Source organism: Novispirillum itersonii subsp. itersonii ATCC 12639 (assembly GCF_000381985.1).
Taxonomy (GTDB): Bacteria; Pseudomonadota; Alphaproteobacteria; order Rhodospirillales; family Rhodospirillaceae; genus Novispirillum; species Novispirillum itersonii.
Map to the genome: position 1 here is coordinate 361,242 of NZ_KB907337.1, position 14,505 is coordinate 375,746.

Sequence of the window (14,505 nt, forward strand, 5' to 3'; positions counted from 1 at the left end):
GATGCTGCAGGCGCTCGGCCAGTTGATGAAGTCCCCCCGTGTGCTGATGCGCATCGGGGTATGGGGACGGCGTGTGCATCTGGGCCGGAAGCTGGCGATTGCGCTGACACTGGCCGCGCTGCTGTCGGGCATCGCCACCTATGGGGTGATGACCGGGGTGTGGGCCCCGTCTAACCCGGATTCCAACGCCCTGCTGGTGTTGATCAATCTTGATCTGGTGCTGCTGCTGGTGCTGGCGGCGGTGGTGGCGCGGCGGCTGATCCGCCTGTGGCTTGACCGCCGCAGCGGCGGGGCCGGAACGCGGCTGCACCTGCGCTTTGTCGGCCTGTTCAGTGCGGTGGCGGTCACACCGGCGATTCTGATGGCTGTCTTTTCGGCGCTGTTTTTTGATATCTCCATCCAGTCATGGTTTGGCGAACGGGTCCGCACGGCCCTGTCGGAATCGCAGGCCGTGGCACAGTCTTATCTGCGGGAACACCAGCAGCAGATCGCCGGGCAGGCGCTGGTGGTGGCCAACGATCTGCAGCGCAACTGGGCCCGCCTTTCGCTGTCGCAGCAGAATCTTGAACGGTTTCTGGCCAGTCAGGCCAACCTGCGCGGCCTGACGGAGATTGTGGTCTTCGACACCTCGGGCAAAGTGCAGTCCCGTGCCGGGTATACGTTCTCCCTGCAGTTTGAGGATGTGCCGTTCTGGGCGATGGAGCGGGCGCAGAACGGTGAAGTCGCGGTGCTGACCAGCGAGAACGATGACCGTGTCCGCGCGCTGATGAAGCTTGATACTTTCCCCGAGCTGTATCTGTATGTCGGGCGGTTTGTTGACCCCTCTGTCATCCAGCATATTTCCCGTACCAACCGGGCGGTGAAGGACTATCACTCGCTTCAGACCGGCCGGTCTGATCTGGTCATCAAGTTTTCCCTGATTTTCGTGGTGGTGGCCCTGCTGCTGCTGTTTGCGGCGGTGTGGGTCGGCCTGAGCATCGCCACCCGTCTGACCCGCCCGATCGGCGAGCTGATTGATGCATCAGAGCGGATGCGCACCGGCGACCTGTCTGTCCGGGTGTCTGAAATCACCGCCACCGACGAGGTGGCGGCGCTGTCACGGGCCTTTAACCGCATGACCCGTCAGATTTCATCGCAGCAGCAGGATCTGCTGAACACCAACCGGGCGCTGGATGAACGGAACCGCTTCACCGAAACGGTACTGGCCGGGGTGACGGCGGGGGTGATCTCCACCGCGCCGGATGGAACTGTCACGCTGGTCAACCGGTCTGCGGCGCAGCTTCTGCATGTCGAGCCGGAAGCGCTGATCGGTTGCCCGCTGTCAGACTGCCTGCCGGAATTTGTCGAGTTGCTGGAGCAGGCCGGGCGGCGCGAAGATCTGACGGCCCAGACCCAGATGGAACTGACCCGGGATGGCAATAAAAGCACCCTGCTGGTGCGCGCGGCGGGGGAAAGTCTGTCGGGAGAGGTGATCGGCACGGTTTTCACCTTTGATGACATCACCGCCCTGCAGGCCGCCCAGCGTACCGCCGCCTGGGCCGATGTGGCGCGGCGCATTGCCCACGAAATCAAAAATCCGCTGACCCCGATCCAGCTTTCGGCGGAACGGCTCCAGCGCAAGTACCTGCGTCAGATTGCCGAGGACCCGGAGACGTTTTCGCTGTGTACCCAGACGATTATCCGCCACGTCGGTGATATCGGGCGGATGGTCGATGAGTTTTCGTCGTTTTCGCGGATGCCCCAGCCGGTGATGCGGCGGGAGAACCTGAATGAACTGCTGTATCAGTCGGTGTTTTTACAGCGCACGGCCTATCCGGCAATCACGTTCAGTCTCGATCAGCCGGTCAGTCCGGTGTACCTTTCCTGTGATGGCCGTCTGCTGGTGCAGGCGTTCACCAATCTGCTGAAAAATGCGGTGGAGGCCATTGATGGCCGCGAGGACCCGGCAGAGCCGGGGCGAATTGCCGTTGTCCTGCAGGAAGAGCGGCAGGAAGCCCAGGGGATGCGCCAGATCCGCATTTCCATCACCGATAACGGCAAGGGGCTGCCGAAGGAAAACCGCAACCGTCTGACCGAACCCTATGTCACCACCCGTGCCAAGGGGACCGGTCTTGGGCTGGCGATCGTCAAGAAAGTTATGGAAGACCATGGGGCTGATCTGATACTTGAAGATGCGGAAGGGGGGGGAGCACGTATCAGCGTGCTTCTGAGCAGTTCTATGGATACAGAACCGTCATTGACCGGACTTAACAGCAGCGTGACCAACCATGGCGCGTGAAATTCTCATTGTTGACGATGAGTCAGATATCCGCCTGATGCTCTCCGGCATTCTGGAGGACGAAGGATACGTCACCCGCGATGTCGGCACTGCCGAGGCCGCACTGGCGGCGGTGAATGACCGTCGGCCGGGCCTTGTCCTGCTTGATATCTGGCTTGAAGGTTCGAAGATGGATGGCCTGGAGGTTCTTGAGACCATCCGCCGTGACCATCCTGATGTGCCGGTTGTGATGATGTCCGGCCACGGTACGATTGAAACGGCGGTGTCGTCCCTGCGGCGCGGCGCCTATGATTTCATTGAAAAGCCATTCAAGACTGACCGCCTGCTGGTGACGGTTGAGCGTGCCATTGAAACCACCGAGCTGAAGCGCGAAAACCAGCAGCTTAAAAGTGTTGCCGGTGGCCCGGATGATCTGCACGGCACCTCAAGCGCCATCAATCAGGTCCGCAATGCCATTGCTAAGGTGGCCCCTTCAGGCTCCCGCGTGCTGATCACCGGTCCGGCCGGATCGGGGAAGGAAGTTGCGGCGCGGATGCTGCATGCCAAGTCCAAGCGGGCTGCCGGGCCGTTTGTGGTGGTCAACTGCGCCGCCATGCATCCCGACCGGATGGAAGTGGAGCTGTTCGGCACCGATGGCGAGGGCCCTAACCGTAAGGTCGGTTTCTTCGAGCAGGCCCACGGCGGCACCCTGCTGCTGGATGAAGTGGCTGATATGCCGCTGGAAACGCAGGGCAAGATCGTCCGGGTCCTGCAGGATCAGGTGTTTGAGCGGGTTGGTGGCAATACAAAGGTCTCCGTCGATGTGCGGGTGATCGCCACCACCACCCGCGACCTGCAGGCCGCCATCGTTTCCGGCGATTTCCGCGAAGATCTGTTTTACCGCCTGAGCGTGGTTCCGCTGAAGCTGCCGGCCCTGCGGGAGCGCCGCGACGATATCCCGCTGCTGGCGACCCAGATGATGGAAAAGGCGGCTCAGGTCGCGGGGACGGTGCCGCGCCGGATCGGGGATGACGCGATGGCTGCCCTTCAGGCCTATGACTGGCCGGGCAACGTCCGGCAGCTGCGCAATGTGATTGACTGGCTGTTGATCATGGTGCCGGGCGATCAGCGGGACCCGATCCGGGCTGATATGCTGCCTGCCGAAATCGGCTCGATCGCCCCGGCGGTGCTGCGGCTGGAAAACTCGGCGGAAATCATGGCGTTGCCTTTGAGGGACGCGCGGGAAATGTTTGAACGGGAATACCTGTTGGCGCAGGTGACCCGTTTCAACAACAATATCTCCCGCACGGCAGAGTTTGTTGGCATGGAACGGTCTGCCCTGCACCGGAAACTGAAGTCGCTGGGTGTGACCGGCGACGAAAAAACCAAGGCGTAACCCACCGCGCCGCCCTGCTGGCGAGTACAGGAAACCTGACGGATGAAAGTCTTGATCTGTGGGGCCGGACAGGTCGGCCACAATATCGCCCGCTATCTGGCGGCGGAAAAAACCAACGATATCACGGTGATTGATCAGCGGCCTGAGCTGATCCGCAAAATTCAGGATACGCTGGATGTCAAGGCTGTGGTCGGTCACGCCAGCCACCCTGATGTGCTGGAACAGGCCGGGGCCCGCGACGCTGACATGCTGATTGCCGTCACCTATGCTGACGAGGTCAATATGGTGGCCTGTCAGGTGGCGCATTCGCTGTTTAACGTGCCGACGAAAATCGCCCGGGTACGGAACCAGTCGTACCTTGATCCGATGTGGGGCACGCTGTTTTGCCGCGAGCATCTGCCGATCGACGTGATCATCAGCCCGGAGATTGAGGTCGCCCGCGCCGTGACCCGCCGCCTGAAGGTACCCGGGGCCACTGATATTATTCCGCTGGCTGACAATAAGGTGCAGCTGATCGGTGTGCGCTGTCACGAACAGACCCCGGTGGTCAACACGCCGCTGCGCCAGCTTTCCGCACTGTTCCCCGACCTTCAGCTGGTGGTGATCGGCATTGTCCGTGATGATGTCGCGATTGTACCGGCGGCGGAAGATCAGATGCTGCCCGGCGATCAGGTGTATTTTGTGGTCTCCACCGCCCATGTGCCACGGGCGATGGAAGCGTTCGGGCAGGTCACCGGGGATACCCGCCGGGTGTTGATTCTGGGGGGCGGCAATATCGGCCAGTTCCTTGCCCAGTCGCTGGAAAAGAACCATCCGCAGATTTCTGCCAAGCTGATCGAGGTCAATAAAGACCGCGCCGAAGCTGTGGCCCGCAGCCTGAACCGCACCGTGGTGCTGAATGGCGATGTGCTTGACCTTGATCTGCTGCAGGAAGCCAACATCGGTTCGGTCGAGGCGGTGGTGGCGGTGACCAACGACGACGAGACCAATATTCTGGCCTCGCTGCTGGCCAAGCGTTACGGGGCCAAACGGGCGATCACCCTGCTGAACAAGACCGCCTATAACTCTCTGGTCAATCCGCTGTCGATTGATGTGGTGGTCAATCCCCGCTCGATCACCGTGTCGAACATTCTGCTGCATGTGCGGCGGGGGCGGATACACTCTGTGCATTCGCTGCATGAAGGCTTCGGCGAGCTGATCGAGGCCGATGCGATGGAAACGTCGCCGCTGGTCGGCAAGCCGGTGAAGGATGTGAAGCTGCCGAACGGGGTGGTGCTGGGGGCCGTGGTGCGGGGTGACACGGTCATTACCCCGCGTGGAACGACGGTGATTGAAACCGGTGACAGGGTGGTTCTGTTTGCCGCCGCTGATGCGGTGAAGAAGGTGGAAAAGATGTTCTCCGTCCGTCTGGAATACTTCTGATGACTGCCGTCAGCATGCCCCGTTCTGTCTTGCCCCGTGCTGTCTTATTCGACTGGGATAACACGCTGGTTGACACCTGGCCGTGCCTGATCGCCGCCCTGAACCGGACGCTGGTGCACATGGAGCAGCAGCCGTGGACCGAGGCCTACGCCCGGGTGCATATCGCAAAATCCCTGCGGGACAGCTTTCCCGAGATGTTCGGGGAGCGGTGGGAAGAGGCGCGGGATTTCTTCTATCGTTCCTTCGCTGAAATCCATCTGGAACAGCTGGTGCCCCTGAATGGGGCCAAAGACGTACTGGATCATCTGCGCGCCCTTGGTCTCTGGGTTGCTGTGGTCAGCAATAAGACCGGGACTTTTCTGCGTCAGGAGGCGGAGCATCTGGGCTGGACCCCGCTGTTCCGGCATCTGGTCGGGGCAGGGGACGCGGCGCAGGATAAACCCGCGCTGGCCCCGGTGGAGATGGCGCTGGCGGGGTCAGGGATTCAGCCGGGGCCGGATGTGTGGTTTATCGGTGATAACCGGATTGATATGGAATGCGGGCATGCCGCCGGCTGCTGGCCGGTGCTGATCAACCCTGATCCGCCGGGCGGTGACCACTTTGTACCCTACACTCCCGGGCAGGTATTTCGCAGTTGCGATGAGTTTCTTATCTTCTTGCGAAATCTTGCAGTTTCCAAGTGACCTTGGAAATGATACCAAAGAAGGCCCGGTGTTCTGACGCCGGGTCTTAAGGCCGGATGCTCCGGCAGCGCGCGACCCCGGCAGGGGCAACAAAAACAGCGGAAGGTGTGAAGACATGTCGAATGAAAAGACACAGAACGTGCAGGATGTTTTCCTCAATTATATCCGCAAGAACAAGACTCCTGTGACCGTGTTCCTGGTGAACGGCGTCAAGTTGCAGGGTATTGTTACGTGGTTCGATAACTTCTCGCTGCTGCTGCGTCGGGATGGTCATACTCAGCTTGTTTACAAGCATGCCATCTCCACCATCATGCCGGGCGGGCCGATTCAATTGTTTGAACCCAATAAGGACGAAGCTGACGCCTGATCGGCGTGCTGATCCTTACCGTGGGGCTCTGAAAGTTTCCGAGTGTCTGAAGACTCGCGTAATGCTCCCGTAAAAGCGTGTGTGATCCACCCGGCCCTTCGCAAAGGGCCGGGCGTTTCCATGCGTGATCCGCAGGCCCGGCTGGATGAAGCCGTTGGCCTTGCCCTTGCCATCAACCTGAACATTGTTCTGTCGGAAGTGGTGCCGGTCTCGGCACTCAAGCCCGCCACCTATCTTGGCGGCGGCGCGGTGGAACGGCTGGCGCAGGATCTGGCCGATGCTGAGGTCAGCGTGGTGGTGATGGACTGCCACCTGACCCCGGTACAGCAGCGTAACCTTGAGCGGGACTGGAAGGTGAAGGTCATTGACCGCACCGGCCTGATCCTTGAAATCTTCGGGGAGCGTGCACGCACCCGTGAAGGTCAGCTGCAGGTCGAGCTTGCCCACCTCAACTATCAGCGGTCGCGGCTGGTGCGGTCATGGACCCACCTTGAGCGTCAGCGCGGGGGCTTCGGCTTTCTGGGCGGCCCCGGGGAAAGCCAGATCGAAATCGACCGCCGCCTGATCGGCGAGCGGGTCGCCCGCCTGCGTAAAGAACTGGAAGAGGTCAAGCGCACCCGGCACCTGCACCGTCAGGCCCGGCGGCGCGTGCCCTATCCGATCGTTGCGCTGGTCGGTTATACCAATGCCGGAAAGTCATCGCTGTTCAACACCATGACCAAGGCCGAGGTGTTCGCGCAGGATCTGCTGTTCGCAACACTTGACCCGACCATGCGGGCGCTGGAGCTGCCGTCAGGCCGGAAGATCATTCTGTCTGATACCGTCGGCTTCGTCTCCGACCTGCCGCACGAGCTGGTTGCCGCCTTCCATGCCACGCTGGAAGAGGTGCTGGAAGCCGATGTGGTGGTGCATGTCCGCGATATCGCCCACCCGGATACGGAAGCCCAGAAGGCGGATGTGGAGCGGGTGCTGAAGCAGGAACTGGGGCTGGAGGAGGAGGTTGAACACGGCCTTCTGGAAGCCCTGAATAAAATCGACCTGCTGGACGAAGACGGCCTGATGGAAGTCCGTACCCTTGGCAGCCGCAGTGACTCTCTGGTCCCGGTCTCCGCCCGGACCGGCGAAGGGCTGGACCGCCTGATGCGGATTATCGACGAGCGTCTGAATCTGGCCCGTGTGGTGCTGGAAGTGACGGTGCCGGTGCAGGATGGTGCGACGCAGGCGTGGCTGTACCGCCGGGGCGAAGTGCTGTCGCGGACCGATGCTGATGATGTAGTGACGTTTCTGGTCCGGCTGGATCAGGCCGATGCCGGCCGTTTCTCTGAACGGCGCGAGAAAGAGGATGCCTGGGCCTCCGGCCCGTGGGATTCCCTGTCGAAGGACGAAGGGGACGACAGCGCTTCCTGAGGCCCGGTGTTTTCCGGTCAGGGGGGTAATCGAGAAAGGGCAGCCCTGATGGCAACGACCGAAGCCCAGACCCGTTGGCGCAACCGCAACCGCTTCAGCAAGAAGCAGTTGAACGTTATGGCGCGTCTGGAAACCCATCAGGCCCTTGATGATATTGCCTCTGCCTTTGCCCTGCGTGGCAAGGCAGAGGCAGTGACCTTTTCGTGTTTTATCCTGCGCTGGCTGATGCAGCAGCGCGAGCTGAAGAATGAAGAAGCGGTACGGCTGCTTGCGTTATTGTCGGAGTCCTATCATAACGACCGCGACATTTACGCCCCCTAAGCCCTTTTTTCTGCCTTCAGCCTGATCCTTCCAGACGGTAACGATGATTCCCCCTTCCGACCAAGTCGCCGCCCTGATCCGGGATGTGGCCCACCGAGAGATCCTGCCCCGGTTTAAAACTCTGGGGGCGGAGGCGATCCACGCCAAATCCCACGCCAATGATCTGGTAACGGATGCTGATCTGGCGGCGGAAAAGGCACTGACCGCCGGGCTTCTGGCACTGCTGCCTGACTCGCGGGTGGTGGGGGAGGAGAGCGCCTATGACGATCCGGCCCAGCTGGACCGGCTGCGTGATAATGGCTGGATCTGGATTGTTGATCCGGTGGACGGCACATCAAACTTTGTGCATGGCCGCCCGACCTTTGCGGTGGCAGTCGCGCTGGTGCGGGACGGACAAACGGTTGCCGGATGGCTCTATGCCCCGATTGCCGATGAGATGGTCTATGCCGGTCTGGGGCAGGGAAGCTGGTGTAACGGGCAACGCCTGACGGTCACCGGCGCGGGCCGTCCGCTGTCAGATCTGGCCGGGAATGCCGGGTACCGGGTTCCGGCGGCATTGCAGGGGCGGATCGGTGAACAGCGGCGTCATGGCAGTGCCGCCCATGACTATATGGCGATTGCCACCGGACGCATGGATTTTGCCGTGTTCCGCCGTCTGATGCCGTGGGATCACGCCGCCGGAGTGTTGATCTGTCAGGAAGCCGGGGCCTTTGTCGCCCTGCTGGACGGGCGGCCCTATGCCCCCAGCATCCGGGAAGGAATCATCCTGACCGCCCCCGGCGCGGTGGTCTGGCGACAGATGGCCGACGCCCTGAAGACCTGAGCCGCCGGGCCGGATCGTGGCTGCTGCAGGCTGTGCGGTTTACAAAGAAAAACCCCGCCGGAATTCTCTGGCGGGGTTTTCTGCTGGGGTCTCTGCCCGGCATCGGCGGGCAAAGCCTGAAGGGCGTGACTTACTTCGCGTTCTTCAGGTTTTCGTTCACGAAGTCCCAGTTGACCAGATGGTCAAGGAAGGTCGCCAGGAAGTCCGGGCGGCGGTTCTGGAAATCGAGGTAGTAGGCGTGTTCCCACACGTCGCAGGTCAGCAGCGCGGTCTGGCCATGCACCATCGGGGTTTCGGCGTTCGGGGTCTTGGTGATCTTCAGTTCACCGTTTTCGACCACCAGCCAGGCCCAGCCGGAGCCGAACTGGGTGGCGCCAGCCTGCTTGAAGGCATCCTTGAAGGCATCGTAGGAGCCGAAGGCGGCGTTGATGGCATCGGCAATCGCGCCGGTCGGGGCACCGCCGCCATTCGGCTTCATGCAGTTCCAGAAGAAGGTGTGGTTCCACACCTGCGCGGCGTTGTTGAACACGCCAGCGTTCTTATCCTTCCAGGAGGACAGGATCACATCTTCCAGCGCGGCATCGGCCAGCGGGCTGTCCTTCAGGAGGTTGTTCAGGTTCACCACATAAGCATTGTGGTGCTTGCCATGATGGAAGTCGAAGGTCTGGGCCGACATATGGGGCTCCAGAGCGGTCTTGTCATACGGCAGGGCCGGAAGTTCAAAAGCCATAACAAACCTCTCTCTATCCACGAAGGTCCCGGCAGGCTGTGTGCTGCGGAGATGGCGAAAACATAGGGGGAGAGTCGGCTTTTGTGAAGCCCGGACTTTCAGCATTTTCGCCGGATTATCAGGTTTATCAGTAAACATGCATGGTGATATCAGCGGCTGATCCGCTGCCGGATTGCGTCCGCCGCCATCACGCCTGACCGGGCCGCCCCTTCCAGCGTGCAGGGCAGGCCGGTCTGCACCCAGTCTCCGGCCAGCCACAGGGTCGGCGGCCACCCGCCGGTGCGGGGATGTACCGGGGGGCGCAGGGCATCGGTCTGCGGGGTCTGCAGCAGGGTCGCCCGCCGCTCTGTCAGGGTCCGGGCCTGCAGCGGGCAGGCAGCGGGCAGATCCGGGTAGATCTGCCGGGCTTCCTGCCAGACCTGCGGGGCCAGATCCGGGCTGGTGCGCAGACTGTCGCTGACGGCGCTGATGGTGACAGCCAGATGCCCGGGGCGGCGCAGCATCCATTCTGCCCGTCCACCGCACAGCCCGGTCAGGTCGGGAGTTGCCCGGCGACAGCCATCATCCAGCGGGTAATGCAGATTGAGGATCGGGCTGTGCGGCAGAGCGGGCAGATGCTGTGGCAGCAGCCGATGCGCCTGCGTGGCATCCGTTGCCAGAATGACCGGATCGGTACCGCAGTCCACCGGACCGGCCGGAGTGTGCAGGGTCACCCCGGCGGCTGAGGCGGTCAGGCCTGTGATCGCAGTGCGCAGCCGGATTTCTCCCCCGGCTGCCGTTACCGCAAGGGCCAGTGGCCGGATCAGATCGTGATCCAGCGAGGTCTGACAGAGCAGCGGTGACAGGGCATCGCCACCCCGGTACAGGCTTTGGTGCAGGGTCCGGCGCAGCAGAGGCAGGCTGGCAGCCTCTGCCGGGGTGTTCAGCAGGGCGACCGCCAGCGGCGCAATCAGCCGCCGCCCGATCAGGCTTGCCGGATCAACGGCTTCGCCGACGGTGGCAACGCGACGGTTTTCCAGTGCCAGCAGCGCCAGAAGATGGCGGATCGCACTGACCCCCGGCACCCGTCGCCCGGCGGAAAACAGCCAGCCCGGCCAGCGCCCGCGACCGGGGTGCAGGGTCCAGCGGTCCCCGGTCGTCAGATCGTGAAAACGGAACAGGGGCGGCAGTGTGATCCAGCCCTCTGTCGGGGTGTGACGGCGGATCAGGCTGCACAGGGTGTCATTGCCTGCAAGAATCAGATGGGTCCCCCGGTCACGGATGGTTCCTCCGGGAGAAGGGGACCAGCCGCCACAACGCCCGCCGGGCCCGGGGGCGGCCTCATACAGCCGGGGGGAGAGCCCGGCTGCCTGAAGGGTCAGGGCTGCGCTCAGACCGGCCAGTCCGGCCCCGATGATGTGTACGGCGGTCATCGCCAGCTCTCCACGATCATCCGCACCAGCACCCGCAGCATCGCCCGGCGCCGTACTTTGACCGGCTGGTGCAGGGCCACCGGAGAGAAACCGCGCTGCCGGACCGCCGCCAGCAAGGGGTGGTACAGCCCGATGATGCCAACCGCCGGGGCCAGCCGCCGCCGCTGGTCAGGCGGCAGCGCATCGGTCAGGGTGCGGCAGTGGCGGAAAAGCCGTTCCGCCTCATCGGCCAGTCCCTCCGGGGAGGTGCCTGCCGGAAGATAGCAGCGGCCCCGCGCGGCATCTTCGGCAAGATCGCGTAAAATGTTGGTGTATTGCAGGGCCCGCCCCGCACTTTCGGCAAAACCGGCCAGTGCCGGGGGCGGAAAGCCGCACAGACAGAGAATCAGGGTTCCCACCGCCCCGGCAACCCGGTCACAATACAGGTCCAGATCCTGCCGCTGCGGGTGATGCAGCGGCGCTTCCAGATCCTGCCTGCAACCGTCGATTATTGCCTGAAGGGCACTGTCGGGCAGGGCATATTCCCGGCGCAGCAGCCACAGGGCGCGGGCAAGATCCGGGTCGCCGGGGTGCTGGCCGCCGGTGATGGCCTGCTGCCACTCTGCCAGCCGCCGTAATCCTTCCGATCCGCCATCGTCCGCGCAGTCATCAACCGCCCGGCAGTATAAATATAGAACGGTCATTCCATGTTTCAGGGCGGGTGGAAGCAGACGGATCAGCAGCCGGAAGCTGGAGCCGCTGCGGTGCAGGCGCGAAGACAGCAGAATGGCGAGCTGACGCAGATCAGGGCTCATCCGCGCCACCGCAGCGACAGAAAAAGCCATATTCCATATCCGCCCGCTCGCAGCATCGCCCGGCGGCCAAAACGTGGGGCAATCCGCCAGTCGGGGCGGTGGGCCAGCAGGGCCGACAGCCGGTATCCACAGGCCAGCGTCACCGCTGCCTGAAAGGCCAGCCGGGGACTGCGGATCTGCCAGACCAGCGGGCGGGCGGCCACCAGCAGGGGCAGAGTTGCCTGCCGCATCCTCTCCAGCACCGGGGCGGGGTCTCCGGCAGCCTCGGCCAGCCAGTCGGCGGGCAGATAGCTGCGGCCGAGACGGAGGCGGTCTTCCTCTGCATCACTGATATGGTTAAGCAGTTGCAGGGCGGTGCACAGGCAGTCAGCTGCCGGTGCTGCCGTCAGCACATCACGCTCATGCAGGCGCAGCAGCATCCGCCCGACGGGGGCAGACGATGCCCGCGCCGAGGCCAGTGTTTCGGCCCATGTCCGGCAGGGGGCGTGATCGGTGTCGGCGGTAAAGGCATCAATCAGGGCCGCAGCCTCCGGGGCGACGGCGGGGGGCAGGGTGTCTGCCGCCTGCTGACGCAGGATGGCCAGCTGTCTGCGTTTTTCCTCCCCGCTCAGATGGGGGGAATCGGCGACGTCGTCAGCGGCCCGGACCAGCCGGTAAAACTGCCGCACGGTCCCGCGGTGTGCGGCGGGCAGCAGGGCGGCAACGGGGAAGGCTTCGTCCCGCTCTGTCTTACCCTGTGGCCTGTCACGCCCGCCCGGCACCGTGGAAAGGGGCTCCGCCGTATGGGGGGATGCACTCTTCGATTGACCGGACTGATTAAAAAGTGTCATTCGGGGATCCCTATTCCGCCTTCAGCCCCCTATATAGCGGGAAGATGGCGGTTCCGGCGCAGGCCGGCGCCCGCGGAGAGTGTTTGTGCCAGACGATAAACGAGCCCCCCTGCCGATGACCACCCCCGTTCTGTCTTCCTCTGCCCTGTCATCGATTGCCGATGACCTGCGGCAGCGTGACCCGGACCGCTTTTTCACCAGCCTGCTGGCCCCGGCGGAATACCGCGATGACCTGATGGCGCTGTATGCGCTGGATGCCGAGCTGCGTCAGATCCGGGCGCTGGTGTCAGAGCCGATGCTTGGCCGTATCCGCCTGCAGTGGTGGTATGAGCGGATCGCCGCTCTGCAGACCGGAGAGGAGCAGCCGAGCGGCCCGCCGCTGATGTACGCGATGGATGCGCTGATCCACCGCACCCCGATGCCGGAAAACCGGTTCTGCGATTATTTCTGCGGGCGCAGCAATGATATGGAAGAAGCGCCGATTCTGGATACTTCTTTCTTCCAGCAGTATACGCAGGGGGTCGGCGGCAGTCTGGCGGTGCTGGCCTACCGGGTGCTGGGCGGTGATTTCGACCATCCTGCGGCCGAGGCAGCCCGCTTAAGCGGCGCGGTATGGGAAACCGCCTATGTGCTGCGGTCGGTCCTGACCCACAGCCAGAAAGGCATCATGATGCTGCCTCTGGTGGATCTGCCGGAAGCGATCCTGTCTGCCAGCGATATTGACAGCCCGGAGGCGGTGCGGTCGCTGGGACCGCTGATGATACAGCTGGCACAGCAGGGGCTGGATCAGGCCCGTCAGGCCCGGGCACTGTGTCAGCGCCCGCCGGGGCAGACGCTGGCGGCTTTTCTGCCGATGGTGATTGCCGAGGCATGGCTGACCCGGCTGGTGCGGAATGGCGGAGATCTGCTGGATGCCCGGCTGACCCTGCCGCACCGCCGCCCGCTGGTGATGCTGTGGCGGCGCCTTAGGGGGATCTACTAGGAGATCCCCCCCTTTGGGGTGATGTTTAGGGGGATCCAGCAAGAGATCCCCCGTCTGGCTTAGCCCAGCGTCACGCCCTGACGCCCGGCCAGATCCTGAATGTACTGCCAGGCGACACGGCCGGAGCGGCTGCCCCGGGTCATCGCCCATTCAACCGCTTCACGCTTCAGATCTTCGTCGCTGATCGTCAGGCCGAAAGCTGCCACGTACCCGCGCAGGACATCAAAATAGGTATCCTGATTGAAGTTGTGGAAGCCGAGCCACAGCCCGAAACGGTCAGACAGCGACACTTTTTCTTCCACCGCCTCACCGGCGTGGATGGCGGTAGACTGCTCGTTCTCGATCATCTGCCGTGACAGCAGATGACGGCGGTTGGATGTGGCGTAAAAGATCACGTTCTTCGGGCGGCCTTCAACGCCGCCTTCCAGCACCGCTTTCAGGGATTTATAGCTGTTATCGTCCTGATCGAAGGACAGATCATCGCAGAACAGGATGCACGGCCGACCACCGGCGCGCAGCAGGGTCAGCAGCTGCGGCAGGGTGGGGATGTCTTCCCGGTGGATTTCCACCAGCGCCAGCCGCCCGTCGGTGGCCGCATTGACCGCGGCATGGACTGCCTTGACCAGAGAGCTTTTCCCGGTGCCCCGCGCCCCCCACAGCAGCGCATTGTTCGCAGGCAACCCCCGGGTAAAGCGCAGGGTATTATCAAACAGCTGCTGCTGTTGCAGTTCCACGCCCTTCAGCAGGGTGATATCGACGCGGTTAACCTGCGGGATCGGCTCCAGCCACTGGCGGTCAGCATGCCAGACAAAGGCATCGGCGGCGTTCAGGTCGTTGGCGGGCAGGGCTGCCGGGGCCAGACGTTCCAGCGCCGAGGCAATCCGTTCCAGAACAGGCAGAAGATCGGGGTTGAAGGTGGTCACGGGCAACCTCATCTGATGCGGAGCATACGTGTTTTTCACCCCTGCGGGCGCGCAGGGGCGGTGACCGTAACACAGCCATCCGGGCTTTCCCACCCGCCGATGATGCGCCTGCAGCCGCCTGAGGCAGACAACCGGGGCCCGACCCTTCGTTTACCGTC

The 14,505-nt window shown here is 63.0% G+C and carries 14 protein-coding genes; 9 read left to right on the forward strand and 5 right to left on the reverse strand.

Annotated features, from left to right (window positions below; translation table 11 throughout):
- The first annotated feature begins 1 nt into the window (after position 1).
- The 8 genes from G365_RS0101650 to G365_RS19870 all read left to right on the forward strand — a co-directional run bounded on the left by G365_RS0101650 (position 2) and on the right by G365_RS19870 (position 8,676).
- Positions 2-2,278 carry a sensor histidine kinase NtrY-like gene (locus G365_RS0101650; RefSeq protein ID WP_019643758.1) on the forward strand — a complete coding sequence of 759 codons (2,277 nt, stop codon included), beginning with the start codon at positions 2-4 and terminating at the stop codon, positions 2,276-2,278.
- Positions 2,268-3,653: a nitrogen assimilation response regulator NtrX gene (gene ntrX / locus G365_RS0101655; RefSeq protein WP_019643759.1), complete on the forward strand. Its 1,386-nt coding sequence runs from the start codon at positions 2,268-2,270 to the stop codon at positions 3,651-3,653. The genes G365_RS0101650 and ntrX overlap by 11 nt, the downstream gene beginning before the upstream one ends.
- Positions 3,654-3,695: 42 nt before the next feature.
- A complete protein-coding gene (gene trkA / locus G365_RS0101660) occupies positions 3,696-5,075 on the forward strand; it encodes a Trk system potassium transporter TrkA (protein ID WP_019643760.1) in 1,380 nt (459 codons plus the stop codon).
- A complete protein-coding gene (locus tag G365_RS0101665; protein WP_019643761.1) occupies positions 5,075-5,758 on the forward strand; it encodes an HAD family hydrolase in 684 nt (227 codons plus the stop codon). The genes trkA and G365_RS0101665 overlap by 1 nt, the downstream gene beginning before the upstream one ends.
- 115 nt (positions 5,759-5,873) lie before the next feature.
- The gene (hfq, locus tag G365_RS0101670) at positions 5,874-6,125 is read left to right on the forward strand and encodes an RNA chaperone Hfq (RefSeq protein WP_019643762.1); all 252 of its coding nucleotides are present in this window, start codon (positions 5,874-5,876) and stop codon (positions 6,123-6,125) included.
- 120 nt (positions 6,126-6,245) lie between these two features.
- Complete coding sequence (gene hflX, locus G365_RS19865) at positions 6,246-7,532, forward strand: GTPase HflX (protein WP_019643763.1); 1,287 nt, start codon at positions 6,246-6,248, stop codon at positions 7,530-7,532.
- 48 nt (positions 7,533-7,580) lie between these two features.
- Entirely contained in the window at positions 7,581-7,853 is a 273-nt protein-coding gene (locus G365_RS0101680; RefSeq protein WP_019643764.1) for a hypothetical protein, read from the forward strand.
- 43 nt (positions 7,854-7,896) lie between these two features.
- Positions 7,897-8,676, forward strand: a complete 780-nt coding sequence (locus tag G365_RS19870) for an inositol monophosphatase family protein (RefSeq protein ID WP_019643765.1) — start codon at positions 7,897-7,899, stop codon at positions 8,674-8,676.
- A gap of 130 nt (positions 8,677-8,806) precedes the next feature.
- Here G365_RS19870 and G365_RS0101690 read toward each other — a convergent pair whose 3' ends face one another.
- The 4 genes from G365_RS0101690 to G365_RS19880 form a co-directional block, all read right to left on the reverse strand.
- Positions 8,807-9,406, reverse strand: a complete 600-nt coding sequence (locus tag G365_RS0101690) for a superoxide dismutase (protein ID WP_019643766.1) — start codon at positions 9,404-9,406, stop codon at positions 8,807-8,809.
- Positions 9,407-9,555: 149 nt separating this feature from the next.
- Positions 9,556-10,818 carry a hydroxysqualene dehydroxylase gene (locus tag G365_RS0101695; RefSeq protein WP_019643767.1) on the reverse strand — a complete coding sequence of 421 codons (1,263 nt, stop codon included), beginning with the start codon at positions 10,816-10,818 and terminating at the stop codon, positions 9,556-9,558.
- A complete protein-coding gene (locus tag G365_RS19875) occupies positions 10,815-11,642 on the reverse strand; it encodes a phytoene/squalene synthase family protein (protein ID WP_019643768.1) in 828 nt (275 codons plus the stop codon). Before G365_RS19875 ends, G365_RS0101695 begins: the two co-directional genes overlap by 4 nt.
- Positions 11,609-12,442, reverse strand: coding sequence for a squalene/phytoene synthase family protein (locus tag G365_RS19880; RefSeq protein ID WP_081628396.1), 834 nt, complete (start codon positions 12,440-12,442; stop codon positions 11,609-11,611). The genes G365_RS19875 and G365_RS19880 overlap by 34 nt, the downstream gene beginning before the upstream one ends.
- A gap of 115 nt (positions 12,443-12,557) precedes the next feature.
- Here G365_RS19880 and G365_RS0101710 point away from each other — a divergent pair, with 115 nt between their 5' ends.
- The gene (locus G365_RS0101710; RefSeq protein ID WP_019643770.1) at positions 12,558-13,424 is read left to right on the forward strand and encodes a phytoene/squalene synthase family protein; all 867 of its coding nucleotides are present in this window, start codon (positions 12,558-12,560) and stop codon (positions 13,422-13,424) included.
- Positions 13,425-13,483: 59 nt separating this feature from the next.
- Here the strand turns inward: G365_RS0101710 and G365_RS0101715 are convergent, their stop codons facing one another.
- On the reverse strand, positions 13,484-14,347 hold the full coding sequence (locus G365_RS0101715; protein WP_019643771.1) for an ATP-binding protein: 864 nt from the start codon (positions 14,345-14,347) through the stop codon (positions 13,484-13,486).
- Positions 14,348-14,505: the final 158 nt, after the last annotated feature.

Excerpts from the sequence above, each read along its gene's own strand:
- G365_RS0101690 (WP_019643766.1), bottom strand. The coding sequence starts at position 9,406 with ATGGCTTTTGAACTTCCGGCCCTGCCGTATGACAAGACCGCTCTGGAG.
- hflX (WP_019643763.1), top strand. The coding sequence starts at position 6,246 with ATGCGTGATCCGCAGGCCCGGCTGGATGAAGCCGTTGGCCTTGCCCTT.
- G365_RS19870 (WP_019643765.1), top strand. The coding sequence starts at position 7,897 with ATGATTCCCCCTTCCGACCAAGTCGCCGCCCTGATCCGGGATGTGGCC.
- hfq (WP_019643762.1), top strand. The coding sequence starts at position 5,874 with ATGTCGAATGAAAAGACACAGAACGTGCAGGATGTTTTCCTCAATTAT.
- G365_RS19880 (WP_081628396.1), bottom strand. The coding sequence starts at position 12,442 with ATGACACTTTTTAATCAGTCCGGTCAATCGAAGAGTGCATCCCCCCAT.
- G365_RS0101680 (WP_019643764.1), top strand. The coding sequence starts at position 7,581 with ATGGCAACGACCGAAGCCCAGACCCGTTGGCGCAACCGCAACCGCTTC.
- ntrX (WP_019643759.1), top strand. The coding sequence starts at position 2,268 with ATGGCGCGTGAAATTCTCATTGTTGACGATGAGTCAGATATCCGCCTG.
- G365_RS0101710 (WP_019643770.1), top strand. The coding sequence starts at position 12,558 with ATGACCACCCCCGTTCTGTCTTCCTCTGCCCTGTCATCGATTGCCGAT.
- G365_RS0101650 (WP_019643758.1), top strand. The coding sequence starts at position 2 with ATGCTGCAGGCGCTCGGCCAGTTGATGAAGTCCCCCCGTGTGCTGATG.
- G365_RS19875 (WP_019643768.1), bottom strand. The coding sequence starts at position 11,642 with ATGGCTTTTTCTGTCGCTGCGGTGGCGCGGATGAGCCCTGATCTGCGT.
- trkA (WP_019643760.1), top strand. The coding sequence starts at position 3,696 with ATGAAAGTCTTGATCTGTGGGGCCGGACAGGTCGGCCACAATATCGCC.
- G365_RS0101665 (WP_019643761.1), top strand. The coding sequence starts at position 5,075 with ATGACTGCCGTCAGCATGCCCCGTTCTGTCTTGCCCCGTGCTGTCTTA.
- G365_RS0101695 (WP_019643767.1), bottom strand. The coding sequence starts at position 10,818 with ATGACCGCCGTACACATCATCGGGGCCGGACTGGCCGGTCTGAGCGCA.